Origin of the sequence: Streptomyces sp. BBFR25 (assembly GCF_044590125.1) — a bacterium.
In the GTDB taxonomy this organism is placed as follows: Bacteria; Actinomycetota; Actinomycetes; order Streptomycetales; family Streptomycetaceae; genus Streptomyces; species Streptomyces canus_D.
The window spans coordinates 6,613,176-6,637,768 of sequence record NZ_CP172447.1 but is presented as its reverse complement, the minus strand read 5'-3'; the positions used below and the strand labels follow the sequence as shown (position 1 = coordinate 6,637,768).

The 24,593-nt window shown below is 73.5% G+C and carries 25 protein-coding genes; 16 read left to right on the top strand and 9 right to left on the bottom strand.

The genetic code is table 11. The features are described from left to right. Nucleotides 1–39 precede the first annotated feature (39 nt). From ACGH52_RS30245 to dacB, 6 genes are all read left to right on the top strand, one after another. Nucleotides 40–1,017: a DUF4129 domain-containing protein gene (locus tag ACGH52_RS30245; protein WP_247699750.1), complete on the top strand. Its 978-nt coding sequence runs from the start codon at nt 40–42 to the stop codon at nt 1,015–1,017. After that, nucleotides 1,014–1,634 carry a hypothetical protein gene (locus ACGH52_RS30240; protein WP_399943853.1) on the top strand — a complete coding sequence of 207 codons (621 nt, stop codon included), beginning with the start codon at nt 1,014–1,016 and terminating at the stop codon, nt 1,632–1,634. Before ACGH52_RS30245 ends, ACGH52_RS30240 begins: the two co-directional genes overlap by 4 nt. Further along, entirely contained in the window at nt 1,631–2,629 is a 999-nt protein-coding gene (locus tag ACGH52_RS30235) for a MoxR family ATPase (protein ID WP_076976885.1), read from the top strand. Before ACGH52_RS30240 ends, ACGH52_RS30235 begins: the two co-directional genes overlap by 4 nt. Next, complete coding sequence (locus ACGH52_RS30230; protein WP_399943850.1) at nt 2,626–4,002, top strand: DUF58 domain-containing protein; 1,377 nt, start codon at nt 2,626–2,628, stop codon at nt 4,000–4,002. Before ACGH52_RS30235 ends, ACGH52_RS30230 begins: the two co-directional genes overlap by 4 nt. Next, complete coding sequence (locus ACGH52_RS30225) at nt 3,999–4,595, top strand: hypothetical protein (protein ID WP_399943847.1); 597 nt, start codon at nt 3,999–4,001, stop codon at nt 4,593–4,595. The genes ACGH52_RS30230 and ACGH52_RS30225 overlap by 4 nt, the downstream gene beginning before the upstream one ends. 191 nt (nt 4,596–4,786) lie before the next feature. Continuing rightward, complete coding sequence (dacB, locus tag ACGH52_RS30220; RefSeq protein ID WP_121701770.1) at nt 4,787–6,142, top strand: D-alanyl-D-alanine carboxypeptidase/D-alanyl-D-alanine-endopeptidase; 1,356 nt, start codon at nt 4,787–4,789, stop codon at nt 6,140–6,142. 65 nt (nt 6,143–6,207) lie between these two features. Here the strand turns inward: dacB and ACGH52_RS30215 are convergent, their stop codons facing one another. Beyond that, nucleotides 6,208–6,624, bottom strand: coding sequence for an ATP-binding protein (locus tag ACGH52_RS30215; RefSeq protein WP_308293460.1), 417 nt, complete (start codon nt 6,622–6,624; stop codon nt 6,208–6,210). Between the two features lie 112 nt (nt 6,625–6,736). On the opposite strand from ACGH52_RS30215, the gene ACGH52_RS30210 reads away from it, so the two are divergent. Both ACGH52_RS30210 and ACGH52_RS30205 read left to right on the top strand, forming a co-directional pair. Then, nucleotides 6,737–7,555: a helix-turn-helix transcriptional regulator gene (locus ACGH52_RS30210; RefSeq protein WP_171987458.1), complete on the top strand. Its 819-nt coding sequence runs from the start codon at nt 6,737–6,739 to the stop codon at nt 7,553–7,555. Continuing rightward, nucleotides 7,552–7,845: a DUF397 domain-containing protein gene (locus ACGH52_RS30205; protein WP_121701768.1), complete on the top strand. Its 294-nt coding sequence runs from the start codon at nt 7,552–7,554 to the stop codon at nt 7,843–7,845. The genes ACGH52_RS30210 and ACGH52_RS30205 overlap by 4 nt, the downstream gene beginning before the upstream one ends. Here the strand turns inward: ACGH52_RS30205 and ACGH52_RS30200 are convergent. After that, the gene (locus tag ACGH52_RS30200; RefSeq protein ID WP_399943842.1) at nt 7,799–9,307 is read right to left on the bottom strand and encodes a carboxylesterase/lipase family protein; all 1,509 of its coding nucleotides are present in this window, start codon (nt 9,305–9,307) and stop codon (nt 7,799–7,801) included. The two genes, ACGH52_RS30205 and ACGH52_RS30200, sit on opposite strands and share 47 nt — an antisense overlap. Before the next feature lie 150 nt (nt 9,308–9,457). On the opposite strand from ACGH52_RS30200, the gene ACGH52_RS30195 reads away from it, so the two are divergent. Next, nucleotides 9,458–9,772: an STAS domain-containing protein gene (locus tag ACGH52_RS30195; protein WP_059298400.1), complete on the top strand. Its 315-nt coding sequence runs from the start codon at nt 9,458–9,460 to the stop codon at nt 9,770–9,772. 8 nt (nt 9,773–9,780) lie between these two features. Here ACGH52_RS30195 and ACGH52_RS30190 read toward each other — a convergent pair whose 3' ends face one another. Both ACGH52_RS30190 and ACGH52_RS30185 read right to left on the bottom strand, forming a co-directional pair. Continuing rightward, nucleotides 9,781–10,440, bottom strand: coding sequence for a hypothetical protein (locus ACGH52_RS30190; RefSeq protein ID WP_076976878.1), 660 nt, complete (start codon nt 10,438–10,440; stop codon nt 9,781–9,783). Between the two features lie 48 nt (nt 10,441–10,488). Beyond that, nucleotides 10,489–10,818: a hypothetical protein gene (locus tag ACGH52_RS30185; protein WP_059298397.1), complete on the bottom strand. Its 330-nt coding sequence runs from the start codon at nt 10,816–10,818 to the stop codon at nt 10,489–10,491. 122 nt (nt 10,819–10,940) lie between these two features. On the opposite strand from ACGH52_RS30185, the gene ACGH52_RS30180 reads away from it, so the two are divergent. Both ACGH52_RS30180 and ACGH52_RS30175 read left to right on the top strand, forming a co-directional pair. Further along, nucleotides 10,941–11,333, top strand: coding sequence for a VOC family protein (locus ACGH52_RS30180; protein ID WP_076976933.1), 393 nt, complete (start codon nt 10,941–10,943; stop codon nt 11,331–11,333). Nucleotides 11,334–11,395: 62 nt separating this feature from the next. Further along, complete coding sequence (locus tag ACGH52_RS30175) at nt 11,396–12,385, top strand: zinc-binding dehydrogenase (RefSeq protein WP_193777565.1); 990 nt, start codon at nt 11,396–11,398, stop codon at nt 12,383–12,385. Here ACGH52_RS30175 and ACGH52_RS30170 read toward each other — a convergent pair. From ACGH52_RS30170 to ACGH52_RS30155, 4 genes are all read right to left on the bottom strand, one after another. Further along, the gene (locus ACGH52_RS30170) at nt 12,382–13,065 is read right to left on the bottom strand and encodes a helix-turn-helix transcriptional regulator (protein WP_059298392.1); all 684 of its coding nucleotides are present in this window, start codon (nt 13,063–13,065) and stop codon (nt 12,382–12,384) included. The genes ACGH52_RS30175 and ACGH52_RS30170 overlap by 4 nt on opposite strands. A 109-nt stretch (nt 13,066–13,174) precedes the next feature. Beyond that, nucleotides 13,175–13,963 (bottom strand): copper homeostasis protein CutC, encoded by a 789-nt coding sequence (locus ACGH52_RS30165; protein WP_121701766.1) that lies wholly within the window; start codon nt 13,961–13,963, stop codon nt 13,175–13,177. Next, complete coding sequence (locus tag ACGH52_RS30160; protein ID WP_210974604.1) at nt 13,960–15,507, bottom strand: M81 family metallopeptidase; 1,548 nt, start codon at nt 15,505–15,507, stop codon at nt 13,960–13,962. Before ACGH52_RS30160 ends, ACGH52_RS30165 begins: the two co-directional genes overlap by 4 nt. A gap of 51 nt (nt 15,508–15,558) precedes the next feature. Continuing rightward, nucleotides 15,559–16,779: an ROK family protein gene (locus ACGH52_RS30155; protein ID WP_059298386.1), complete on the bottom strand. Its 1,221-nt coding sequence runs from the start codon at nt 16,777–16,779 to the stop codon at nt 15,559–15,561. A gap of 210 nt (nt 16,780–16,989) precedes the next feature. Here ACGH52_RS30155 and ACGH52_RS30150 point away from each other — a divergent pair, with 210 nt between their 5' ends. The 5 genes from ACGH52_RS30150 (at nt 16,990) to ACGH52_RS30130 (ending at nt 23,386) form a co-directional block, all read left to right on the top strand. Then, nucleotides 16,990–18,798: a peptide ABC transporter substrate-binding protein gene (locus ACGH52_RS30150; RefSeq protein WP_399943834.1), complete on the top strand. Its 1,809-nt coding sequence runs from the start codon at nt 16,990–16,992 to the stop codon at nt 18,796–18,798. Between the two features lie 61 nt (nt 18,799–18,859). Next, the gene (locus tag ACGH52_RS30145; RefSeq protein ID WP_076976870.1) at nt 18,860–19,819 is read left to right on the top strand and encodes an ABC transporter permease; all 960 of its coding nucleotides are present in this window, start codon (nt 18,860–18,862) and stop codon (nt 19,817–19,819) included. Next, entirely contained in the window at nt 19,816–20,712 is an 897-nt protein-coding gene (locus ACGH52_RS30140) for an ABC transporter permease (RefSeq protein ID WP_210974603.1), read from the top strand. The genes ACGH52_RS30145 and ACGH52_RS30140 overlap by 4 nt, the downstream gene beginning before the upstream one ends. Then, nucleotides 20,709–22,439, top strand: coding sequence for an ABC transporter ATP-binding protein (locus ACGH52_RS30135; protein ID WP_076976869.1), 1,731 nt, complete (start codon nt 20,709–20,711; stop codon nt 22,437–22,439). The genes ACGH52_RS30140 and ACGH52_RS30135 overlap by 4 nt, the downstream gene beginning before the upstream one ends. Then, nucleotides 22,436–23,386 carry an ROK family protein gene (locus ACGH52_RS30130; protein ID WP_399943829.1) on the top strand — a complete coding sequence of 317 codons (951 nt, stop codon included), beginning with the start codon at nt 22,436–22,438 and terminating at the stop codon, nt 23,384–23,386. The genes ACGH52_RS30135 and ACGH52_RS30130 overlap by 4 nt, the downstream gene beginning before the upstream one ends. Here the strand turns inward: ACGH52_RS30130 and ACGH52_RS30125 are convergent. Beyond that, on the bottom strand, nt 23,383–24,561 hold the full coding sequence (locus tag ACGH52_RS30125) for a YihY/virulence factor BrkB family protein (protein ID WP_171987456.1): 1,179 nt from the start codon (nt 24,559–24,561) through the stop codon (nt 23,383–23,385). The two genes, ACGH52_RS30130 and ACGH52_RS30125, sit on opposite strands and share 4 nt — an antisense overlap. Between the last annotated feature and the right edge of the window lie 32 nt (nt 24,562–24,593).

The window sequence follows — 24,593 nt, the reverse complement described above, 5'->3', positions numbered from 1 at the left end:
GGCGTTCGGGGGCGGCGACGGGTTCGGCGGGGGGCACGCATGGAACGCGGGGAGCGTACGGCGCACCGGGCGGCGCCGACCGCGTGGGTCGCCGCCGGGGTGGTCGGGGCGCTGGCCCTCGCCGCGCTCGCGCTGCGGCCCGCGGAGGGGTTGCTGCACTCCGGCAGGGGCCCGCTCGGCCACTGGGGCTTCGTGGCGATCGGGGCGTCCGTCGTCTGGACGTTCGGGGCCTGGACGGTCGTCCAGAACCTTCGCCACCGTTTCGGCGCCGACCGCGTGTCGATGCCGCCCGGTGAGGAGCGGCTGCGGGAGGCCGCCGCGCCCCTGCTGCTCGCCGTGACGGGCGTCGTCGGCGTCCTCGCCCTGGTCCTGCACCGGTTCTCCACCGGGGACAGCACGTCGGGACCGCCCCTGCCGCGTGCGACGGACCCGATGCCCGTGCCGACCCTCGCCACTCCCCCGCCCCAGGGGCGGCAGGGTTCGACGGACCATTCCTCCCTGCCGCTGTACCTCGTGCTCGCGCTGCTGGCCGCGGTGGCCGTCGTACTCGTGGTGGTGGCCGTGGTGCGGCGGCTGCGCCGGTTCGGGCTGCGGGTGCCGCAGCGTCCCGGCCTCGCGGGCGCCGCGCCGGGCGACGACGACGCGCGGCTGCTCCTGTCCGCCGTGCACTCGGGCCGCCGCGCCCTGGCCGACACCGGCGAGGACGCCCGGGCGGCCGTCATCGCCTGCTACGCCGCCATGGAGGACGCCCTCGCCGCGTCCGGTGTGCCCCGGCACGCCTCCGACAGCCCCGCCGACCTGCTCTCCCGCGCCGTCGACGCGGGCTTCGCGCCGGGTGGGGCCGCGCCCCGTCTCACCGCGCTCTTCCGCGAGGCCCGTTACTCCTCGCACCCGATGGACGCCTCGCACCGCCGGGCCGCGGCGGACTCCCTGGAGGAGATCGCGTTCCTGCTCGGCGACCGCGCGGGCGACCGGGACGGCACCCCGGACGTCCCGGGACCGGAGGCCGGGCGATGAACCGTTTTGTGGCGAAGACCTCGGGAGAGGACATGCTCACGCTGCCCCGGCTCGGGCTGCTCGGCGCAGCGGTCGCCGGTTCGGGCGTCCTGCTGGTCCTGCTCCTCGACGGCGCCGAGGCGGCCGGCGCCCTCGTGGCCCTGCTCGCCGCCGTGGCCCTGCTCGCCGCCCGGTACGTCGCCGGGGCGGGCGCCCTGGACTCCGCGTACCGGGACGAGGTGCGGCTGCTGCGGACGCGGGCCCCGGGCATGGGCGAGTGGCGCCGCAACGTGGGCACGTCCACCGGACCCGACGGCGCCCTCTACTACCGTGCGGTGCTGCGGACCGAGCTGCGCCACCTGTACGCCGCCGCGCTCGCCGAGCACCATCACGTGTCCCTGGAGCACCAGCCCGAGCGTGCCGCGGAGTTGATCGGCCCCGAGCTGTGGCCGTGGCTCGGTCCCGTGCCACCGGGCACCGGACCCGACGGCGAGGTCCCCGTCGACGTACTGCGCCGCCTCGTCGACCGGCTCGAAGCGCTCGGCGCGCCCCGCGCCCCCAGCACGCGCGTCCCCAGTGCCCGCACCCGTAGCACCCGCCCCCGCAGCCCACGTACCGGTAAGGACCAAGCGACGTGACGACTCCCTCCACGAACCGGCTCCGCACCGCCGAGCAGGTCGGCGAGCAGGCCGGTGCCGTACTGCGCGAGATCGGCCGTGCCGTCGTCGGCAAGTCGGACGCGCTCGAACTCGTGATGCTGGGCGTGCTGGCCGGCGGCCACGTCCTCGTCGAGGACCTGCCGGGGCTCGGCAAGACGCTCCTGGCGCGGTCCTTCGCCACCACGCTCGGCCTGGACTTCCGCCGGATCCAGTTCACGCCCGACCTGCTGCCCTCCGACGTCACCGGGACGCCGCTGTACGACCGGCGCACCGGCGAGATGGTGTTCCACCCGGGGCCGATCTTCACGCACCTGCTGCTCGCCGACGAGATCAACCGGACGCCGCCGAAGACCCAGGCCGCGCTGCTGGAGGCGATGGCCGAGTCGCAGGTGACGGTGGACGGCGAGACACGGCCGCTGGCCGACCCGTTCCTGGTGATCGCGACGGCCAACCCGGTGGAGTACGAGGGCACGTACTCGCTGCCCGAGGCGCAGCTCGACCGGTTCCAGCTGCGGGTGCGGATGGGGTATCTGACCGCGCGGGAGGAGCTGGCGATGCTGCGCGCCCGCATCGACCGGGCCGCGCCGGAGGCCGTGCTCGAACGGCTCGCTGGGCCGGAGGATGTCGTGGCGTGGCGGGCCGTCGTGGAGCGGGTGGAGATCGACGACGACCTGCTGGAGTACGCCGTCGCGCTCGTCGGCGCGACCCGCGAGCACCCCCAGATCAGCATCGGTGCCTCGCCGCGCGGCGGGCTCGCCCTGGTCCAGCTCGCCCGCGCCCGCGCCGTGCTGGACGGCCGCGACTACGTGGTCCCGGAGGACATCAAGGGTCTCGCGGTGCCCGCGCTCGCCCACCGGGTCTCGCTGCGGCCGGAGTTGTGGGTGCGCGAGATGTCCACGGACGACGTGCTGCGCGAGGTGGTCGACGGCGTCGGTACGCCCACGACGCGGCGTACGGCCGCCGTCCCGTCGTGACCGCGCCCGCACCGCGACCGGCGTCCGCACCGCGACCGGCCCCCGCGCCCCGGCCGAGCGCGGCGGTGGTCCGCGCCCTGGAGGGACGCACCGCCCCGACGCAGCCGCCGCCCCCGCCGCCCGGCGGTCCGCGTCCGAGCGAGCGCACCCTGCGGCTGCTGACCGTCGCCGTCGTGGCGCTGGCCGCCGCGCTGCTCACCGGCCGGGCGTGGCTGCTGGCGCTCGCGGCGGCACCGCTGGTACTGCTCGCGCTCGCGCTGCCCCGCGCCCACCCCCGCCGCGTCGAGACGTCCACGACCGTCGAGCCGGGGCGCTGCTTCGAGGGCGACACGGTCACCGTCCGCATCGCGGTGGCCCACGACGGCGACGCCGTGCGCCTCGACCCCGGGGTCACGCTCGGGCCCGGACTGCGGCTCGACGAGGTCGTCGTCGGCCCGTCCACGGTGACGCTGCGCCACACGGCGCTGCACTGGGGCCGCTGGTCGCTCGGGCCGGTGGACGTCGACGTGTACGACCCCGGCGGCACCGTGCGCCGCACCGTGCGCGTCGAGGCGGTCGAGGTGTCCGTGTTCCCGCGCGCCACGCAGGCCCGGTTCACACCGATCCCGGTACGGCTGCCGCAGCGGCTCGGCGAGCACGCCTCGCCGCAGTCCGGGGAGGGCGTGGAGGTCATCGGCGTGGGGCCGTGGGTCCCCGGGGAGCGGCAGCGGCGCATCCACTGGCCCTCGACGACCCGGCGCGGGTCCGTGCAGCTGCACCGGTTCGCGGCCGAGCGGGCCGCCGACACGGTGATGCTGATCGACGCCTTCGGCGACGTGGTCGACCCGGTGACCGGGCTGTCGTCCCTGGACGAGACGGTACGGGCCGCCGCCGGACTCACCCGGGCCTATCTGCGCACCCACGACCGGGTGGGGGTCGTCTCGACCGGCGGCACCACCCGGTGGCTGGCGCCGGGCACCGGGGACGCGGCGTTCTACCGCATCGTGGAGAGCGTCCTCGACGTCCGCAAGGACCGCTCCTTCGGCGGCGACGGTCTTGAGCGGCTTCCGCCGCCCGCGCTCCCCGAAGGTGCTCTGGTGTACGTGTTCACCCCGCTCAGCGACGCCCGGATCCTTCAGGTGCTGCGCGATCTCCAGGCGCGCGGGCGCCGCCCGGTCGTCGTGGAGATTCCGAGCGGCGACCCGGTGGTGGAACCGGGGGACGTGGCGGGCGAGTTGGGGCTGCGGCTGTGGCGCGCGGAGCGGGACGCGATGCGGTTCGCGCTGCGCGACAGCGGTGTGCCGGTGCTGCGGCACACCGAGGGCGAGTCACTGGATCTGGCGCTGGCGCCGCTGCTGGCGGGGCGGGTCGGCGGAAGGGGGCGGGCGCGATGACGACGCCGGACACGCGGGTCGGCCTCCGTGAGTACGTCGGCTACTGGATCGGCACGGTGCCGGTGCGGGTGCTGGGGGCGGCGGCCGTCGTGACGGCGTGGCGGCCGTGGGCGACGGTGGGGACCGCCGGGGATGCGGTGCCGTTCGTCTGCGCCGTCGCCTTCGCGCTGTGGGCCGCGCCCTCGCTGGACCGGCGGCCGTCGGTGGAGGCCGTCTGGTGGTCCTACCGGCTGCTGCGCCACCGGACGACGCTGCTGGCCGGGGGCGTCGTGGTGATCGCGGCCTTCGAGGAACCGGCCTGGTGGGAGGGCGCCTGCGTGGTCGGGCTGTTGGTCGCCTACCTGGTGACCAGCGAGACCTGGCCGTGGCGGTGGGGGCGCGGACCGGCCCGGGTGTGGGGCGAGGCGGTCGCGGCCTGCGTGGGGGCGGGTGTGGTCGCGGCGGCGGCGGCCGTTCCGGTGTCCGGGACCGGCTCGGGGCTGGGCCGGGTGATCGCCGCCGGGGTGGTGGTGGGTCTGGCGGCGGCCGGTGGCACGGTGCTGCGCGCCCGGTGGCGGGGCGCTGCCCCGAAGTCCCGCGTCCAGGGGAACTGAAGGGCAACGCAATCACGCGTTCGGCACCGGGAAATCCGCTTTCACGAAAGCACTCGGACGGCCGTGCCGTCATTCGGTCGCAAGACATTCACACCCTGTCAATTTTCGTCCCAGCCCTTCATATGACGGCTGGTAGCGTGCCCACCGCTTCACCCCCACAGAAGAAGTAACCGATCTTTGGATTTCACTTCATGACTGGTACGCCAGACGAAACCCCCACGAACACCTTCGCCCCGGGCGGACGGCGCAGGCACCGCAAGGCGAGAGTGAGCCGCATCGGCGCGCGCCGGGCCCTCGTGCTCGCGATGGCCGTGCCGGTGGCCTCCGCCACGCTGGCCGGGACCTCCGCCTTCGCCGCCGACGAGGCCACCCCGCAGACCCAGGGCGTCTCGGTCGACGACCTCGCCGCCGACGACGCGCAGCTGGTCGAGAACCTCAACGAGCGCCTCGCGGACAAGCGCCTGGGCACGGACGTCAGCGGCGTCGTGCTCGACGCCGACTCGGACACCGCCCTGTGGGACCACAACGGCTCCACCGCCCTCATGCCGGCCTCCAACGCCAAGCTCGCCACGGCCACCACGGCCCTGACGCTGCTGGGCGCGAACCACGAGTTCACCACCAAGGTCGTGTACGGCGAGGGCACCCTCACCCTCGTCGGCGGCGGTGACCGCACCCTCACGAGCGAGGACGTGGCCGAGCTGGCCAAGACCGCCGCCGACGGGCTCCGGGCGGCGGGCCGGACCGACGTCCAGGTCCGGGTGGACGACAGCCTGTTCGCCGACCCGAGCCTCGCCGAGGGCTGGAACGAGGGCTACTACCCCACCGAGGTCGCGCCGGTCCGTTCCCTCGTCGTCGACGGTGCCGCCGTCCAGGACACCTCGATCGACGCGGGCAAGGTCTTCGCGAAGAAGCTCGCCGCGCAGGGCATCACCGTCACCGGCGAGGTGGGCCGCCAGACGGCGAAGCAGTCCGACGTGCCGGTGGCGCAGCACAAGTCGGCGCCGCTGTCGGACATCGTCAAGCAGATGCTCAAGACCAGCGACAACAACATCGCCGAGACCCTGCTGCGGATGACCGCCGTGGAGCTGGGCAAGCCGGCCACCTTCGAGGGCGGTGTCGAGCTGGTCCGCCAGGTGCTCAGCTCGTACGGCATCTCCCTGGACAACTTCGAGATGCACGACGGCAGCGGCCTCTCCCGCGCCGACCGCATCCCGGCCACGACGCTCGCGCAGCTCCTCGACGCCATCACGGAGTCCCCCGCCCTGGGTTCGATCCTGGAGGGACTGCCCGTCGCGGGCGAGGCCGGGGCCAGCCTCGGCCCGGAGTGGGGACGCTTCGACGACCCCAACTCCCAGTGCGCCGTCGGCAAGGTGCACGCCAAGACCGGCACGCTCACCGGTGCCGTCGCCCTGAGCGGTGTCACGCGGACCGACGACGGCGACTGGCGGATCTTCTCCTTCATCGAGAACAACTCGACGGCCGCCCCGAGCGACATCAAGGACGCCATGGACGGCCTCGCCGCGACCGTGAACGGCTGCTGGGCCTGACCCGTCGCAGGTGACGGAGCGTGGAGATCCGGTGAAGGCCCCCGAGGGCAGGCGGGTGTGCCCCGTCAGTCCGCCGGGACGACACACTCGAACCACACGACCTTGCCGGGCTCCCGCTCCGTCACGCCCCACTTGTCCGCCAGCTCCGACACCAGCAGCAGCCCGCGCCCGCCCTCGTCCGAGCCGCCGGGCTCCAGCGGTACGGCCGGTACGCCGCCCCCGCTGTCGTGGACCTCGACGCGTACGCCGTCCCCGCAGGGCAACGGCCACAGCCGCAGCAGGAAGCCCCGGCCCGGCGGTACGCCGTGCAGCAGGGCGTTGGTCGCCAGTTCACTGACGCACAGCACCACGTCGTCCGCGCGCCCGCGCACACCCCAGTCGGCCAGTGCCTGCCTCGCGAACGCCCGCGCGGCGGGGACGGACCGGCGCTCCCGGCGGTAGAAGCGCTCACGTGGGGACGGGGGTGGAGTTTCGTTGTTCACGGGACGAGGGTCACGCTCCGTGGTCATGATGGGACAGTGCACATGGCCGTACATCCGGTCTGTACGGGTGCGCGATGGTGAACGTACGCGCGCGGGTGGGGAGTTCGACCTCATGGGCACGACGACACGGAGGAACGCCTCCGCGATGAAGATGGTGGGGGCGCTGCTCGCCCTCTACCGGCAGGCCGCCGGACACACCCAACGGTCTCTGGGCGAGCGCTTCGTCATCGGCGAGCAGCAGATCGCCTCGATCGAACAGGGCCGCCGCCCGCTGAAGCCGGATCTCGCCGAGCAGCTCGACGAACTCCTGGGGACCAAGGGGGCGTTGTCGATCGCGCTGAGCAAGATGCCGGAGGTGGATCTGGTCCCGCTGTGGGCGGAGGAGTATCTGGACAGGGAGCGGGAGGCCATCGTCATCTCCTCCTACGAGAACCAGGTGTTGCCAGGGCTGCTTCAGACCGAGGGCTACGCCCGAGCCGTGTTCCGTAGCCGCATTCCCGCCCTTGAGGAGGACGAGGTCGAACGTCACGTGGCGGCTCGTGTCGAGCGCCAGGCTCTCTTCCACCGCAAGGACCCGCCCATCACTTGTTTCGTCATCTGGGAGGCAGTGCTGCGGGACCACTTGGGCGGCAAAGCGGTGTTCCTGCAACAGGTGCGCCATCTGCGAGAGTGCTGCGAACTACCCAACCTCGCAGTTCAAGTCCTGCCGCTGGCACGCACCGCCCATGCGGCTCTGGACGGGCCTTTCGTGCTGCTGGAGACACCAGATCACCAACGGCTCGCCTACACGGAAACGCAACGGGGCAGCCAACTGATCGCTGCTCCGGACGAGGTAGCGATCCTCACGCAGAGGTGTGCGATGCTGCGGTCACAGGCCCTCACCCCTGAGGACTCGAGGGATTTTCTGGACCGTCTGCTAGGAGACCGATGAGCGGCAGCGCACTTCGATGGTTCAAGTCGAGCTACAGCGGAAGCGACGGCGGCAACTGCATCGAAGTCGCCTACGAATGGCACAGGTCCAGCTACAGCGGGAGCGAAGGCGGCAACTGCGTGGAAGTAGCTCACCAGTGGAGCAAGTCGAGTTACAGCGGCAGCGAGGGCGGCGAGTGCGTCGAGGTCGCCCAAGAACCCACCGCAATCCACATCCGCGACTCCAAAGCCCCGCAGGGACACCTCACCGTCGGACCAGACGCCTGGGCCGCGTTCCTCGCGGCGCGGTGACGTCGGCCTTCCACAGGTCGTACTCGGCGTCGAGCGGGCCGTAGGCCGTACGCGGGGCGCCGTCGCCGAAGACCCGGACGGGATGCGCGGCGTCCCACGCCTCCCACCCGGGGTCGCCGGACTCCACGAACCGCACCCACGCCCCGTGCATCGCGTCGGCCAGCTCCTGCGGCGCGCCCTCGCCCGCGAGCCTGCGTGCGGCGGGGCCGTCGCCGGAGTCGAAGACGAAGCCCAGCTCCAGGGCGTGGCAGGCGCCGAGGTCGGGCAGGCTGGACGGCCAGGCGAACTCGTAGACGTGCGAGGAGGCGGGCCGCGCGTCGGCCAGGCGGTGCATCGGGATGCGCAGCAGGTGGTCGGTGACCAGCTGGCCCACGGTCTCGGCGGTCCCCGCGCCGGGGCGCAGCGCGCGGTAGCCGCGCACGACCTCGTTGCCGCAGTGGCAGCGGGTGCGGGCGCCCGCGAGGGCCACCGCGCCGAGCCGGTCGACGCGTTCGAGGAGGCCGCCGGGGACCAGCCAGAGCCGGTACTCGTCGCGGGTCCAGCCCATCAGGAGGTCGACGCCCGGTGCCGCGTCGCCGTCGACGAGGGCCTCCAGCGGGTCGCGGGGCAGGACGTCGCCGTCGACGACGAGGCCGAAACCGGGGCCGCCGAGTACGGGGCTGCTGAATCTGCCCACCTCGGCCTGGGCCCGCAGCAGCTGGCCCCGGTCGGCGGCGGCGAAGGCCTCGGCGGTGGCGGGAATCTTCAGGCGGGCGGCCATACGGCGGACCATGCGCCGCACCTTGTCGCGGTCGGTGGCCTCGGGCGCGCCGCTCTGGAGCACGGCCCGCCGGAACAGGCCCTGGGCCCGCGGTGCGGCGAGGAGCGCGCCGGTGCTGATGGCGCCCGCGGACTGGCCGGCGACGGTGACCCGGTCGGGGTCGCCGCCGAAGGCCGCGATGGAGTCCCGCACCCACTGGAGGGCGGCGATCTGGTCGCGCAGGCCCGCGTTGGCGGGGGCGTCCGGGAACAGTCCGTAGCCCTCCACACCCAGTCGGTAGTTGATCGACACGCAGACGACGCCGTCCCGGGCGAAGGTGCTGCCGTCGTAGACCGGTACGGCGGAGGACCCCCTGGTCAGCGCGCCGCCGTGCAGCCAGACCAGGACCGGCAGGCGGGCGCCGGGGCCGGGCTCGGGGGTCCAGACGTTGAGGTTGAGGCAGTCGTCGCCGGGGATCACCGGATCGGAGAGGTACCGGGCGAAGGCCTCGGAGTACGGCGGTTTCGGGGCCGTGGGGCCGAAGGAGCCCGCGTCGCGGACGCCGTCCCAGGGTTCGGGAGGCAGGGGCGGGCGGAAGCGGCCCGGTCCGAAGGGAGGCGCCGCGTAGGGGATGCCGCGGAACACCGCGACGCCGTGCTCGTACCTGCCGCGTACCGCGCCGTGAACCGTCCTGACCACGGGGTTCGTCTGGCCTGACCGCATGCGCCCACCAGCCCTTCGCCGCACTCTCGTACCGCTCAAGGCACAGCGCCGGGCCAGACGGATCTATTCCGGGACGCCGCCGCGGTCGCGGCTGGGGGACAATGGAGACCACGCACGCGATGGACGCACCGCGCCACCGAGGAGGCTGTCGTGACGGACGCACCCGTGAGGATCGCCGAAGCCGACGGGCGGCACGCGGTGCTGGCCTTCGCCGGGGACCTGGACGCCCACGCCCTGGGCGTGCTGGAGGAGCTGCTGCTGGACCCGCGGCTGCGGGAGCCCGGGATCTGGACCCTGGACATGAGCGGCCTGGAGCACATAGACCTGGCCTGCGCCTACGCGCTGCTGCGGACGGTGACCCGGGCGCCGGAGCCGGTCTCCCTCACCGTGCGGGGTGCCCGCCCGTCCGTCCACCGGACGCTGCGGCAGGCCGGACTGGACACGGTGGCGGCCTTCACGGCGTAGGAGCCGGGTCAGCCGCCCACGTCCACGTGGTTGTCGGGGGCGCCGTCGCCGAACGGGGGCAGGTCGCCGCGCTCGACCGGCGTGGTGGGCGCGGGCTCGGCGGAGGGCAGGAGGCGGTCGGTCTCGGCGGCGTCGGGGCGGTGGGCGGCGAGGGCGGCCGCGCGCAGGACGTCGCGCGGTACGGCGTCGGTCTCGGCGGACACGCGCACGACGTGCCCCTCCTCGGGCAGCGCGTACTCGTGGCGTCCGGCACCGGTGCGGTACCAGGCGCCGCCGTCGCGCGCGCAGGTGGTGTGCTCGCCGGACATGTCGCCGACGGGCTGCTCGGGGCAGGTGTCGGCGGTGAGGGTGCCCCGGTCGACGGCCAGGCGCAGCAGCGCGTTGGTGTCGCGGTCGACCCACGTGGCGGAGAAGCCGTCGTCGCCGAGGACGCCCACGGACTGCTGGGCGAGGGTGAAGCCGGGGGCCTCGGTGACGTAGACCAGCTCGGGGGCCACGCCCATCGCCTGGGCGCGGGAGGCGAGTTCGCCGGTGCCGGGGGCCGCGGCCGGACCGGCGGCGGAGGCAGAGGCGGACGGGCCGGGGTCGCCCGCCTTCTCGGAGCCGCAGGCGGTGAGCAGCAGCGGGGCCAGCACCAGCACCGGCAGGACACGCGCGCGACGAATCATGCGGCCATCCTGCCGTACAGATGTTCCACCGGGGCGGTCTCCCTGGATCTAGGGCTGGTGGGCGGCGGCGTCCTTCGTCAGCTTCACGGCCTGGCGCAGGCTGAGTCCGGGGGCCGCCTCGCGCAGCGTCTTGACCGCCCGGACGGAGTCGACGGGACCCTCGTGACCGGCCGCGGCGAGGCGTTCGTGCACCCAGCGGGCGAGCAGGGCCGCGTCGGGCTCCGCGGCGGCCTGCTCGATCAGGGCGGCGGCGCGCTCCAGTCCGGGCCGTTCCTCGGGCGTCGCCTCGGCGAGCGCCTGACGGACGCGGTGGGCGACGACGTCCGTGTCGCGCAGGACGAGGACGTTGAGTTCCGGTGGGGCGAGTCGTCCGAACATGCGGCCATGATCGACGGGACGCCCCGTGCCGTGCAACGGACTTGAGGAGTCTCTGAGGCGCGGGCGGCCGGGTGTCCGTTTTCTTCAAGACCGGGGTCGCGCGCCGCGCCTACGGTGACCCCATGACCGCACGATTCGACGCCATCGGCCTCATCGTCTCCGACATGGCCGCCTCCGTGACCTTCTACCGCCGGCTCGGCTTCGCCTTCCCCGAGGGCTCCGAAGGACAGCCGCACGCCGAGGCCGGACTGCCGGGCGGCATCCGGCTGCTCCTGGACACCGAGGACTCCGTCCGTTCCTTCACCCCCGGGTGGCAGCCGCCGGCCGGGGGCGGGCGGCACTCCCTCGCCCTGCTGTGCGACACGCCCGCGGAGGTGGACGCCCGCTACGCGGAGCTGACCGGCGCGGGCTGCCACGGCGAGCGGGAGCCCTGGGACGCGCCCTGGGGACAGCGGTACGCCGTCGTCAACGACCCGGACGGCCACGGCGTCGACCTGTTCGCGCCGCTGACTTGACCTCGACCAAACTTGAGGTCGGAGGCTGAGCGGAACGTTGTCTCCGGCGAAGGGTTCGGCTCATGCGTGCGATCCAAGTGGCCTCGTTCGGCGCTCCCGAGGTGCTCACCCCGGTGGTCCTGCCCGATCCGGTGCCCGGCCCCGGCCAGGTCGTCGTCGGCATGGCCGCGGCCGACGTCATCTTCCTGGACACCCTGCTGCGCGGTGGCTGGGGCCAGGACATCTTCCCGCGGACACTGCCGTACGTGCCGGGCGGCGGCGGTGCGGGCGAGGTGCTGGCTGTCGGTGAGGGCGTGGACCCGGCCTGGATCGGCCGCCGGGTGACCGTACGAACCGGCGTCGGCTACGCGGAACGGATCGTCGCCGAGGAGGGCGAGATCATGCCGATCCCGGACGGGCTGGCCACCGCGACGGCGGCCGCACTGGTGCACGACGGTGTGACCGCCCTCGACCTGCACCGGCGGGGAGCGCCGCGCGACGGGGAGTGGGTGCTGGTCTCGGCGGCGGCCGGCGGGGCGGGCACGCTGCTGGTGCAGTTGGCCGTCGACGCCGGAGCCCGGGTGGTGGCCGCCGCCTCCAGCGACGCCAAGCGGGCCCTGGCCCGCGAGCTGGGTGCCGAGGTGGTCGTCGACTACACCCGGGCGGACTGGATCGAGCGGGTGCGCGAGGCGACCGGCGGTGGTGCCGCGCTCGTCTACGACGGTGCGGGCGGGGCGCTCGGTTCGGCCGCCGTCGACGCGCTCGCGGACGGCGGACGGTTCGTCACCTACGGCACCGCCGACGGCTTCGCCGCCCCGGACCGCGAGACGGCCGCGCGCCGGGGCGTACGGCTGCTGATGCCGCTCCTGGACGGCCCGCCGGACCAGGAGACGGTCCGGGAACTGCTGGGGCTGGTGCTGGAGCGTGCCGCCGAGGGCCGCCTGCGTCCGGCGATCGGCGCCACCTACCCGCTGGAGCGGGCCGCCGAAGCCCACCGCGCGCTGGCCGCGCGCACCACGGTCGGCAAGTCACTGCTGCTGACGAGCAGCGGGGCGACGCAGTCCGAGAACTAGCCGCGCAGCAGCTCACCGGGCGGCAGGCCCGTCAGGTCGCGTACGTCCCGGGCCAGGTGTGCCTGGTCCGCGAAGCCGGTCCTGGCGGCCGTCTCGGCGAGGGGCGTGCCCTCCCGGGCCAGGGCGAGGGCGCGTTGCAGCCGCAGGACGCGGGCCAGCGTCTTGGGGCCGTAGCCGAAGGCCGCCAGGGAGCGGCGGTGCAGCGCGCGGGCTCCGACACCGAGCGCGTCGGCCGTCGCGGCGACCGGGCGGCCCGCGTCGAGGGCGGCGACGATCCGGCGCAGCAGCGGGTCGGGCGGCCCGGTCTCGGCGGCGCGGGACAGGGCGGCCTCCTCCAGGCCGGTCGCCGGGTCGGGAGCCGCGTTAACCCGGGCGGCCAGGCGCCGTGCGCGGGTGGCCGGCCAGAGGTCGGTGAGGTCGACGCGCCGGTCGCGCAGCGCGTCTGCGGGCACGCCCAGCAGAGCGGGAGCGGTGCCCGGGTAGAAGCGGACGCCCGCCCAGGTGCCCGGGGCGCCGTCGGTGACGTGGGCGCGGGTGTCGGGGCCCGCGACCAGGAGCCGGCCGTCGTACCAGAGCAGGTCCATGCAGCCGTCGGGCAGGACCCGTCCGGGGCCGGACCCGGACGGGGTGTTGGTCCACACCACGGCACCGGTCAGCCGTGACACCCGTTCCGCGTACACGCGAGCCAGGTTACGCCGGGAACGGTGTCGGACCGGGGGCGGTGCCACACCGGGTCCGGCACGATCAAGGCGTGCCGCGGGCCCATCGGTGTCACGGGCCGCGGACCGTTCACCGAGGGGCGTTCCCGGCCCCCTCCCGGCGTCCGGGCGCCGCGTCCAGCGCTCTCCTCGCCTCCGCGACGACGGTCGCGTCGGTGACGAAGTGGGTGTCGTCGGCGGCGGAGGTGCCCCCGGCACCGAGGGGTACCCAGCCGGCCGCGCGGCGGGGCGTGGCCCGGGACTTGGCGGACAGGTGCACCGAGGTGGCGCCCGCCGCCAGCAGACCGGCGATGTCGCCGGGCCGCACTCCGCCGCCGGCGGCCACGTCGACGCCGGGGGCCGCGGCGGCCATCGCGGTGAGTACGGCGCTGCCGCCGATCGCGGTGGGCGCCCCGCCGGAGGTCAGGACGCGGGTGATGCCGAGCCCCGGCAGCGCCGCGACGGCGGCCACCGGGTCGCTCGCCTGGTCCACCGCCCGGTGCAGCGTGACCTGCGCGGCGGGGTCGGTGTCCCGCGCAGCGCGCACGAACGCGGCGAGGGCGTCCGTGTCGAGAGCGCCGTCCGGGGTCAGCGCCCCGACGACGACGCCGCGGGCACCCGCGCGCAGGGCGGCGCGCACCTCGGCGGCCATCAGGGCGACCTCCTCGTCGTCGTAGACGAAGTCGCCGGGGCGGCAGCGGACCAGGACGTGGACGGGCGGCCCGGACGCGACGGACGCCTCGACCGCCGCGGTCGAGGGGGTCAGGCCGCCCAGTTCGAGTCCGGTGCACAGTTCGACGCGGTCCGCCCCGTGCTCGCGGGCGGTGCGGGCACCGGCCGGGGACACGACCGCGATCTCCAGGCCGGGGCGGGCGCTCACTCGTCGGCCCCGGTCAGCGGCTGGTCGGCGGCGGGGATCAGGCGGGCGGTCAGGTCCGGGTCGGCCATGGCGGCGTCGAAGGGGAACAGGGGCCGGCGGATGCGGTGGTGGCCGAGCCGGACGAGGTCCTGGTCGACACCGCCCGGGGTGAGGGCCATCTTCCAGTCGGCGGCCATCGCGAACAGCTCGGGTTCCAGGTAGCCGATCTTCACGATGACGATGTCGGCGCCGCGCGGGTCGAGGTCGAGGCCGGTGAAGTCGTGCTCGTGGTGGTAGGGCTTGCGCAGCTCGGTGAGGATCACGTACGCGCTGCCGACGCGTATCACCACCTCGGTCCGGGCGTCGCGGTCCCCGTGCCGGACGGCGTGCACGACGCCGGTCAGGGTGACGGGACCGGCGTGCCGGTCGTCCACCTCGGCGCCCGCCGTCACCGTCACGGTGGCTCCGACGCCCGCCGCGGCGGCGTGCCGCACGGCCTCGGGGCCCGGCACGGAGGCGTACAGGACGGTCGGCCCGTCCTCCTTCTGGAACTCGGGGCGGGCCAGCAGCCGGGTCAGGCCCCAGGTCACGTCACCGGCGCCGCCCGCGGTCGGGTTGTCGCCGGTGTCGCTGACGTAGTACGGGCGCTTCTCGCCCGCCAGGGCCTCGTCCAGGATGTCGTCGAAGGTGCCGGTGGGGGCGACGAAGTCGAAGTCGTGGCGGGCTTCCCAGAAGCCGCGGGCCAGCCGTTCGGCGCCCGCGGACACCGCCTGCTCGTCGTGCCCGGTGACGACGACCGCGGCCCGGTTGCGGGGCTCGTCCGCCCAGGCGTAACCGACCCAGATCGCCGCGTCGATCACGCCGTCCGCCGCCTCGACCCCGGGAACGGCGCCGTACACGCTCTTCGCGGGTTCGATCCGGGTGGAGGTCTGCTCACCGGCCAGCAGGACGGGGACGGGCACCCACGCCTTCAGCGGGCGGGGGGCGCCGGAGGCGAGGTGCGCCAGCAGGTTCCGTACCGCGCGCTCCTTGGTCTCCATGTGGTCCTCGTGCGGGGCCATCCGGTAGCAGGTGATCAGGTCGCTGCGGTGGACGAGGGCGCGGGAGACGTTGCCGTGCAGGTCCATGGAGGTGGAGACGATCACGCCGTCGCCGACGACCGAGCGCACCTTCTCCAGGAGCAGGGCCTCGGCGTCGTCGATGCCCTCGACGGTCATGGCGCCGTGGATGTCGAACCACAGGCCGTCCAGCGCGGGCAGCGCGGCGAGCCGGGTGAGGAGTTCCCCGGTGAGTTCCTCCCAGGCCGCGGCGGTGACGGTGCCGCCGGGCAGCGACTTGCCGACCAGGGCGCCGTGCCAGTCGGCCGCCTCGCGCAGTTCCTCGCCGACGGCCAGGAAGGGGTAGCGGTCCAGTACTTCCTGGCCGCGGGAGGGGTGGAAGGCGGGGGCCTGGGTGCGGGCGGGCGAGAAGGTGGACGACTCGATGCCGAGGCCGGCGATGGCGATGACGGGACGGCGGGAGGGGGTCGGGGTGCTGGTGGCGGTGGCGGTGCTGGGGTGCGACATGGCTCCTCGTTCGTGCGGGTGGTGCGGGAGGTGCGGTGGGGTGAGGTGGGCTCAGGGAGTGGGGGCCTGGAACCGGTCCGGGTCCAGCTCCGCCCCGCCGACCCGGCGCAGGGCCTGGGCCAGGGCCCGCTGGAGGGCGAACTGCCCGGCGCCCAGGAGGCCGGCGTCGGCGCCGAGGACGGCGCGCTCGATGGCGAGGTGTTCGGTGACCAGCGGGTGGCAGCTCTCGTAGAGCTGGCTGCGGACGGCGGCGACGAACGGCTCGACGGTGGAGAGGATGCCGCCCAGGTAGACGGCGTCCGGGTTGAAGAAGTTGACGTTGGCGGCGAGCACCTGGCCGAGGTAGTCCCCGGCCCTGCGCACCGCCCGGTTGGCCTCCGGGTGCGCGTCGGTGGCCAGCCGCACCACGTCCTCGGCGGTGGTCACGTCGACGCCCTCGTCGCGCAGCACCCGGACCAGGGCGGCGCCGGAAGCGACCGTCTCCAGGCAGTCGGTGTTGCCGCAGGAACAGGGCACGCCGCCGCCGCGGGCGATGCGGATGTGGGTGATCTCCCCGGCCGCGCCCGTGCCGCCGCGGTAGAGCCGGCCGTCGACGAGGGCGGCGGCGCCGATCGCGGTCCCCGTCTTCACCATGATCACCTGTTGGTGGCGTCCCTTGCGGGCGGTGTGCTCGCCGACGGCCATGCAGTTGGCGTCGTTGTCGGCGACGGCCGGGACCGCGAAGCGCTCCCGGAGCCAGGACTCGACGGGGAAGCGGTTCCAGCCGGGCATGCGGGAGGGCTGCACGACGCGCCCGGTGGCGGTGTCGACCGGGCCGGGCAGCGAGAGACCGACACCGCGCAGCCGTGACCTGCCGTGGCGTTCGACCAACTCGTCCAGGGTGGCGGCGAGCCGGGAGAGCGCCGCCTGCGGGCCGTCGGCGATCACCAGCGGCACGGTGGAGACGTCGCGCAGCTCGCCGCCCGGCAGGACCACTCCGACGCGGGCGTGCCTGCCGCCCAGGTCGGCGGCGACGGCGAACTCGTCCTGGCCGCCGAGCCTGAGCACCTTGCGCGGGCGTCCGCCGGTGGAGGACTGGGTCCCCTCCTCGGCGACGAGGCCGTGCTCCACGAGCTGGGCCACGGCCACCGAGACGCTGGAGGCCGCGGCGTCGAGCAGCTCGGCGAGCTGGGCCCGGGAGGTCGCCCGGCCGGAGGCGATCAGTTCGAGGGCCCGCGCCGCCAGCGCCGAGGTGCCTGCCGCTCTCCGGCCCCGCGTACTTATTTCATTCATGTACGTGCTTACTTCCCCATGGTCGGTCCGATGCAGACAGTACGCCTCGAAAGCCGTTCCGTGAATGGCGATCCGCGCAGGAAATCGCGGATTCATCGGCATCCGAACTTTTTTCAGAAACGGAGATACTTAGTTGTTACGCAACTTTGTTTGTACCTGCGCCGAGGCAGGCGTTAGCTGACCTCCACGCCACTCACCTGGAGGAGATACATGTCCCCTGCTCGCACAGCGACACGCCGACGCCGGGCGCTCGTCGTCGGCGCATGCGCGGCCGTGGGCGTGCTGCTCAGCGGCTGCACGGGCGGTGTCTCCGCCCCCTCCGGCTCGAAGAACGAGATCAACTACGCCCTCCCGGCGAACTTCACCCCCAACTGGATCGTTCCGATCGGGACGCCGGGACACCTCAACACCAACAACGCCTCCATATCCCAGGTGCTGTGGGAGCCGCTGATCGCCTACGACGGCTCCACCGGCGAGATCGGCTGGAACAAGGACAACTCGCTGGCGACGGACGCGAAGTTCGCCGCGGACAACAAGAGCGTCACCATCACCCTCGGCGACCGCCACTGGAGCGACGGCGAGCCGATCACCTCCCGGGACGTCGAGTTCTGGTTCAACCTGGTCAGGGAGAACAAGAAGTCGTGGGCCAGCTACAGCCCGGGCAAGGCCCCGGACGTCTGGTCGTCCTTCGAGACCATCGACGACCGGCACTTCACGCTCGACTTCGACCGCGCCTACAACCGGCAGTGGATGCTCGCCAACGAGCTGAGCATGATCCGCGTGATGCCCCAGCACGCGTGGGACAAGACCAGCGACTCGGGGGCCGTCTCCGACCTCGACCGCAGCCAGGCCGGCGCCAAGAAGGTCTGGACGTACCTGATCGACGCCGGCAAGAAGATCTCCCACTACGCGAGCGACCCGCTGTGGAAGACGGTCAGCGGGCCGTACACGCTCAAGTCCTTCTCCACCTCCGGCCGGGTCGAGCTGATCGAGAACGAGAAGTACGACGGCGGGGGCGCGGCCCACGTCCGGCAGATCAACCTGCTGTCCTTCACCACCGTGGCCGCCGAGGAGAACGCGCTGCGGGCCGGCACGGTCGACTACGGCTACATCAAGGCCTCCGACCTGGGGATCAAGAAGTCCTTCACGGACCTCGGCTACCACGTCGAGCGGTGGTCCGGCTGGGCCGTCACCTACATGCCGTACAACTTCAACAACCCGGAGATGGGCGCGGTCTTCCGGCAGTCGTACGCACGGCAGGCCGTCCAGATGTCCGTCGACCAGAAGACCCTGGCCAAGGTGCTCTACAACGGCACCGCCGTACCCACCTACGGCCCCGTCCCGCAGGGGCAGGCGTCCGCCTTCCTCTCGGACGGGCAGAAGGCCGAGCCGTACCCGTTCTCCACCGCAAAGGCGCGCAAGCTGCTGACCGACCACGGCTGGAGCGAGCAGGACGGCACCATGGTGTGCGCCTCGCCGGGCGAGGGCGCGGGGCACTGCGGCGAAGGCGTCGAGGAGGGCACCGAGTTCAGGATGCGGGTGCTGTCCCAGTCCGGCTCCACGGAGACGGACAACATGATGAGCGCCCTGCAGTCCTCCTTCGAGGAGACCGGCATCGACTTCGACATCAAGACCGCGCCGGTCAACTCGGTCCTCTCGCAGACCGGGCAGTGCGAGCGGGACGACCCCGCCTGCGACTGGCAGCTCTCCTTCTTCGGCAGCGCGGGCAGCTGGTACTTCCCCGCCTACCCCAGCGGTGACGCGCTCTTCGCGAGTGGCGGCGGCTCCAACTTCGGCAGCTACTCCAACCCCGAGGTGGACGAGCTGATCGACCGGACCACCACCTCCTCCTCCCCCGACGCGATGCTCGACTACAGCAAGGCCCTCGCCGAGGACCTGCCCGTGGTCTGGCTCCCCGAGCCCGACTACCAGGTCTCCGTGATCAGGGACGGACTCGGCGGGTTCGCCCAGGACTCCCTCGCCAACTTCCACCCCGCCATGTGGGCGTGGACCGAGTGAGCCCGCGCCCGGCCCCACTCACCCGCAGCTGCCCCGTCCCCACCCAGTCACCCGGAAACCCATGAGCACATACTCCTTCCTGATCAGGCGTGTCCTGCAGGCGCTGGCGGTGGTCCTCCTCGTGACCGTCGTGGTGTTCTGCCTGCTGCACGCCCTGCCCGGGGGCCCCGCCCGCGGCATCCTCGGCCCCCAGGCCACCGCCTCGCAGATCGCCGCCTTCAACCACGAGCAGGGGCTCGACAAGCCGCTGCCGGTTCAGTACGTGTACTACCTGAACCAGTTGATCCACGGCGACTTCGGCATGTCGTACACCCTCAACGAGCCCGTCTCCCAACTGATCACCGAACGGCTGCCGAAGACGCTGCTGCTGACCGTCCTGTCGGCGGTCGTCGGCCTGCTGGTCGCGGTGCCGCTCGGCGTGTGGCAGGCCGTCCGCCGCAACAAGCCGGTCGACTACGTCATCACCACGCTCAGCTTCATCGCCTACTCCACGCCCGTGTACTTCCTGGGCCTGATCCTGGTCCTCGTCTTCAGCCAGGTGCTGCCCTGGTTCCCGGCGCAGGCACCCCAGGGCAACAGCGTCGCCGCCGTCCTGTCCCAGCCGCAGGGCCTGGTGCTGCCGGTGGTGGCGGGCGCGGCCACGATGGTCGCCGTCTTCAGCCGCTACATGCGCTCGGCCACGCTGGAGAACCTCACCGAGGACTACGTGCGCACCGCGCGGGCCGGCGGCACCCGCCCCCGGGCCGTCCTGACGCGGCACGTCTTCCGCAACTCGCTGACCCCCGTGGTGGCCATGCTCGGCTACTACGTGCCGGTCCTCTTCGGCGGCGCGCTCGTGGTGGAGCAGCTCTTCAACTACCCCGGCATGGGCCTGCTGTTCTGGACCGCCGCCCAGTCCTCCGACTATCCCGTGCTGCTGGGCTGCGTCCTGGTCATCTCGATCGCCACGGTGACCGGCACCCTGCTGGCCGACATCCTGCAACGCGCCATCGACCCCCGAGTGAAGGCAGGTCGGTCATGAGCAGTTCCCTCGCCTCCGCGGACGGGCTCGCCGCGAAGCCCGCGTCCGCCGCCTCCGGCACCCGGCTCGCCGTCCGCCGCTTCCTGCGCAACCGCCTCGCCGTGGTGGGGCTCGGTGTGGTGGTCTTCTTCGTCCTCTTCTGCTTCGTGGGCCCGCTGATCTACTCCACCGACCAGACCCACACGCTGCTCCAGCAGGTCAACCAGTCGCCCAGCGGCGCCCACTGGCTCGGCACCGACGCGGTCGGCCACGACGAGCTGGGCCGCCTGATGTACGGCGGCAAGGTCTCCCTGATCGTCGGTCTGTCGGCCGGTGTCCTCGCCACGGTCATCGGCACCCTGTGGGGCGCCGCGGCGGGCTACGCGGGCGGCTGGATCGACGCGGTGATGATGCGCGTGGTGGACGCGGGCATCGCCATCCCCGCCCTGTTCATCCTGCTGGTGGTCTCCGCGATCACCACCCCCGACCTGACCGGTCTCGTCGTCATCCTCGGCCTCATCTCCTGGCTCGTGCCCTCACGGCTGGTGCGGGCGGAGACCCTGACGCTGAAGAACCGGGACTTCGTGCTCACCCTGCGCGCGATCGGCGGCGGCCACACCCGCGCCATCACCCGGCACATCCTGCCGAACTCGGTGTCGACCATCATCGTGGCGGCCACCTTCCAGATCGCCGACGCGATCCTGCTGGTGGCCTACGTCTCCTATCTCGGCCTGGGCGTCCAGCCCCCGTCCACCGACTGGGGCGGCATGCTCTCCACCGGAATGACCGCCGCCTACTCGGGCTACTGGTGGCTGATCGTGCCGCCCGGCCTCGCCATCATCCTGGTGGTGTGGGCGTTCAACGCGATCGGAGACGGACTCCGGGACGCATTCGACGTGAGGGGGCGCGCATGAGCGCCGTTCGACGACCGGCCGCTCCCGCCGCCGGGGACCACATCCTCGACCTCGACGACCTGGGCGTCGTCTTCACCACGGAGACCGGCCCGGTGCCGGCCGTGCGCGGCGTGTCCCTGCACGTCGCGCCCGGCGAGACGCTCGCCCTGGTCGGCGAGTCGGGCTCGGGCAAGTCCACCGTCGCGCTGGCGGCCATGGGGCTGCTGTCCGGCAACGCCCGCGCCACCGGACGGGCCGTCGTGGACGGCACCGACATCGTCGGCGCCGACGAGGAACGGCTGTCCGGGCTGCGCGGATCGACCGTCTCGATGGTGTTCCAGGAACCGGCCACCGCCCTCGACCCGCTCACCCGGGTCGGCAAGCAGATAGCCGAGGTGATCCGCAACCACCGGCGGGTGTCCGCGGCGGACGCCGCCGCGCGCGCCGTCGAACTGCTGCGCCGCGTGGGCATCCCGGAGCCCGAGCAGCGGGCCCGCGCCTACCCGTTCCAGCTCTCCGGCGGCCAGCGCCAGCGCGTCGTCATCGCCATGGCCATCGCCAACGAACCGGCGCTGCTGATCGCCGACGAGCCCACCACCGCGCTCGACGTGACCGTGCAGGCCGAGATCCTCGACCTGCTGCGGCGGCTCGCGGCCGAGACCGGCACGGGTGTCCTGCTGGTCACCCACAACATGGGGGTCGTCGCCGACTTCGCCGACCGGGTCGCGGTGATGTACCAGGGCGCCATCGTGGAGACCGGGCCCGTCGAGGACGTGCTGCTGCGCCCCTCGCACGACTACACCAAGCGGCTGCTGTCCGCCGTACCGCGGCTGTCCGTCGCCGAGACCGCCGGGTCCGGGGAGCGGCGGGCGGACGGGTCCGACGCGCCCGACGCCGCGCCCGCCGGGGAACCGGCGGTGGAACTGACGGACGTCTCGGTGGTCTTCGGCCGCGGGAAGCGGGCGGTGCACGCCCTCAAGGGCGTCTCCTTCGCCGTCCACCCCGGGGAGACCCTCGGCCTGGTGGGAGAGTCGGGCTCCGGCAAGTCCACCGCCTCCCGGGTGGCGCTCGGCCTGATCGCCCCCACGACCGGCTCCGTCACCCTGTTCGGAGCCGACCTGGCCCGAACCCGGGCGCGCGCCCGGCGTGCGCTGCGGGCCGGGATCGGCGTCGTCCTCCAGGACCCGGTCGCCTCGCTCGACGCCCGTATGACGGTCGGCGAGTGTGTCGCGGAACCGCTGCGCATCCACCGCGGGGGACTGTCCCGCAGGGAACGGGAGTCCCTGGTCGCCGCCGTCCTCGACCGGGTGCGGCTGCCGCGTGAGGTCGCCCGGCGCACGCCGCGCGAACTGTCCGGGGGCCAGCGCCAGCGCGTGAGCCTGGCGCGCGCCCTGGTCCTCGAACCGCGGCTGCTGGTGGCGGACGAACCCACCAGCGCCCTGGACGTGAGCGTGCAGGAGGCGGTCCTGGAAGTGATCGCCGAGTTGCAGGAGGAGCTGGGCTTCGCCTGCCTCTTCGTCTCCCACGACCTGGCCGTCGTACAGCAGTTCGCGCGCCGGGTGGTCGTGATGCGGGCGGGCCGGGCCGAGGAGCAGGGGCTCACGTCGGCCACCCTGCTGCACCCGGAGACCGACTACACCCGGCGCCTGCTGGCGGCGGTGCCCGTGCCCGACCCCGTCCTCCAGCGCGCCCGCCGCGCGGAGCGGCTGGCGACCCTCGCCGCCGGGCGGACGGAGGAGCAGGGGTGAGCGGTCACCACACGCCGGTCTTCGCCGGGGTCGACATCGGCGGCACCACCACCCAGGTGGTGCTCTGCGACGAGGAACTGAGGGTGCTGGATCGCGCGGACACGGCCACCCCGGCCCGTTCCGGCGGCCGGGCGATGATCGCCGCGACGCTCGACGCGCTCGCCGTCGTGCGGGCGCGCACACCCGGCCGGCTGGCCGCCGTGGGGGTGGGCGCGGCCGGAGTGGTCGACGCAGCCTCCGGTCACGTCCTGGTGGCGAGCGACTCGTTCACCGACTGGGCCTGTTTCCCGGTGACCGCCGCCCTGAGCACCGCACTGGGCGTCCCCGCCTTCCTCGACAACGACGTCAACGCCTTCGTGCGCGGCGAGATCGCGTGCGGTGCGGCGGCGGGCGAGGAGGACGTCCTGGGCATGACCCTGGGCACCGGCGTCGGCGGTGCGTTGTGGACGGGGGGCGCGCTGCGCACCGGCGCCCACGGTGCGGCCGGCGAGATCGGCCACATCCCCGGCTTCGGCGACCTGCCGTGCACCTGCGGCGGCCGCGGCCACCTGGAGACGCTGGCCTCGGCCCGTTCGCTGCGGGCCCGCTACGGCGAGCGCACCGGACGGGAGCTGTCCGCCCGCGAGGTGGCCGAGGCGGCCCGGGACGGGGACGCCGACGCACACGCCGTGTACGCAGCGGCGGGCGCGGGTGTCGCTCGCGCGATCGTGATGACCGCCGGCCTCGTCGACATCTCCACGGTCGTGATCGGGGGCGGCGTCAGCGGCGCCTGGACGCTGCTCGAACCCCTGATCCAGGGGCCGCTCGCCGCGGAACCGCCGATCAGCGGCCATCCCGTCAAGCTGCTGCGGGCGGCCCTGGGGGCGGACGCCGTGCCGCTGGGCGCGGCGGCCCGGGCACGGCACGAGCTGACCGCCCGCCGGGCCCGGCCCGGGGCGGCGTCCTAGGAGGCCTCCGGCTTGTCGTGACCGTGACCGTGACCGTCGTCGTGGTGGTCGTTGTGGTGGGTGTGGTGCGCGGGGGGCGGGCTCTTCGGGTGGGTGCGCAGGCGGGCGGTGACGTCCTCGGGGGGCAGGAAGCGGGACCAGCGCTCGGGGAACTCGGACGGCATGTCGGGGTCGCCCCCGCCGTTCGCGGCGGTGCGGGCCACGTACTCGGCGACCTGGGCCTGGCGCAGCCGCTCGTTGGCCTCGCGGGCGGCGGCGGTCGCGGCGGCCGGCCACACCCGGTCGATGGCCGCGTTGACCGCGGCCCCGACGAGCACCGCGAACGCGGACACACCGATCCACAGCAGCACGGCGACGGGCGCGGCGAGCGAGCCGTAGATGGTGGGGCCCTCAACGGTGCTGGTGAGGTAGATGCGCAGCAGGAAGCTGCCGAGCACCCACATGGCGAGGGCGACCAGCGCGCCGGGGACGTCCTCGATCCACGGGGAGCGCACGGGCACCGACACGTGGTACAGCGTGGTCAGGAACGCCACCGACAGGATGATCACGACCGGCCAGTACAGCACCTGGACGACCGTCGTCGACCAGGGCACGATCCGCACCACGGCGTCCGGTCCCGCCACCATCAGCGGCAGCGCGATCGACCCGATCAGCAGGGCCACGATGAACAGCAGGAAGGCCATCAGGCGGGTCCTGACGATGCCCCGGACGCCGTCGAGGCCGTACATCACGGTGATGGTGTCGATGAAGACGTTCACCGCGCGGGAACCCGACCACAGGGCGAACAGGAAGCCGATGGAGATGACGTCGGGCCGGCCGCCCTTCATCACGTCGTCCAGGATCGGCTCCGTGATCTGCTTGACGCCCTTCTCGGAGAGCACCGCGCGGGAGGCGTCCAGGATGTTGTCGCGCAGGCTCTCGGTGGTGTCGGCGCCGATCCAGGAGTCGACGTAGCCGAGCAGTCCGAGCAGGCTCAGCAGCAGGGGCGGCACCGAGAGCAGGGTGAAGAACGCGGCCTCCGCGGCCAGGCCGAGGATGCGGTACTCCATGCACGAGTTGACCGTGTCCTTGAGCAGCAGCCAGGCGGTCCTGCGTTTGGAGACGTTCCGGTACAGGACCCGGGCACGGTGGAGCCGGCCCGAGGGCCGTTCGGGGGAGTCACTTGCTGGCTGCACGCCCTAAAGGTATCCGGCGCCGGGGGTGCCAC

Excerpts from the sequence above, each read along its gene's own strand:
- ACGH52_RS30245 (WP_247699750.1), top strand. The coding sequence starts at position 40 with ATGGAACGCGGGGAGCGTACGGCGCACCGGGCGGCGCCGACCGCGTGG.
- ACGH52_RS30240 (WP_399943853.1), top strand. The coding sequence starts at position 1,014 with ATGAACCGTTTTGTGGCGAAGACCTCGGGAGAGGACATGCTCACGCTG.
- ACGH52_RS30225 (WP_399943847.1), top strand. The coding sequence starts at position 3,999 with ATGACGACGCCGGACACGCGGGTCGGCCTCCGTGAGTACGTCGGCTAC.
- dacB (WP_121701770.1), top strand. The coding sequence starts at position 4,787 with ATGACTGGTACGCCAGACGAAACCCCCACGAACACCTTCGCCCCGGGC.
- ACGH52_RS30210 (WP_171987458.1), top strand. The coding sequence starts at position 6,737 with ATGGGCACGACGACACGGAGGAACGCCTCCGCGATGAAGATGGTGGGG.
- ACGH52_RS30205 (WP_121701768.1), top strand. The coding sequence starts at position 7,552 with ATGAGCGGCAGCGCACTTCGATGGTTCAAGTCGAGCTACAGCGGAAGC.
- ACGH52_RS30200 (WP_399943842.1), bottom strand. The coding sequence starts at position 9,307 with ATGCGGTCAGGCCAGACGAACCCCGTGGTCAGGACGGTTCACGGCGCG.
- ACGH52_RS30190 (WP_076976878.1), bottom strand. The coding sequence starts at position 10,440 with ATGATTCGTCGCGCGCGTGTCCTGCCGGTGCTGGTGCTGGCCCCGCTG.
- ACGH52_RS30185 (WP_059298397.1), bottom strand. The coding sequence starts at position 10,818 with ATGTTCGGACGACTCGCCCCACCGGAACTCAACGTCCTCGTCCTGCGC.
- ACGH52_RS30180 (WP_076976933.1), top strand. The coding sequence starts at position 10,941 with ATGACCGCACGATTCGACGCCATCGGCCTCATCGTCTCCGACATGGCC.
- ACGH52_RS30175 (WP_193777565.1), top strand. The coding sequence starts at position 11,396 with ATGCGTGCGATCCAAGTGGCCTCGTTCGGCGCTCCCGAGGTGCTCACC.
- ACGH52_RS30160 (WP_210974604.1), bottom strand. The coding sequence starts at position 15,507 with ATGTCGCACCCCAGCACCGCCACCGCCACCAGCACCCCGACCCCCTCC.
- ACGH52_RS30155 (WP_059298386.1), bottom strand. The coding sequence starts at position 16,779 with ATGAATGAAATAAGTACGCGGGGCCGGAGAGCGGCAGGCACCTCGGCG.
- ACGH52_RS30150 (WP_399943834.1), top strand. The coding sequence starts at position 16,990 with ATGTCCCCTGCTCGCACAGCGACACGCCGACGCCGGGCGCTCGTCGTC.
- ACGH52_RS30145 (WP_076976870.1), top strand. The coding sequence starts at position 18,860 with ATGAGCACATACTCCTTCCTGATCAGGCGTGTCCTGCAGGCGCTGGCG.
- ACGH52_RS30140 (WP_210974603.1), top strand. The coding sequence starts at position 19,816 with ATGAGCAGTTCCCTCGCCTCCGCGGACGGGCTCGCCGCGAAGCCCGCG.
- ACGH52_RS30135 (WP_076976869.1), top strand. The coding sequence starts at position 20,709 with ATGAGCGCCGTTCGACGACCGGCCGCTCCCGCCGCCGGGGACCACATC.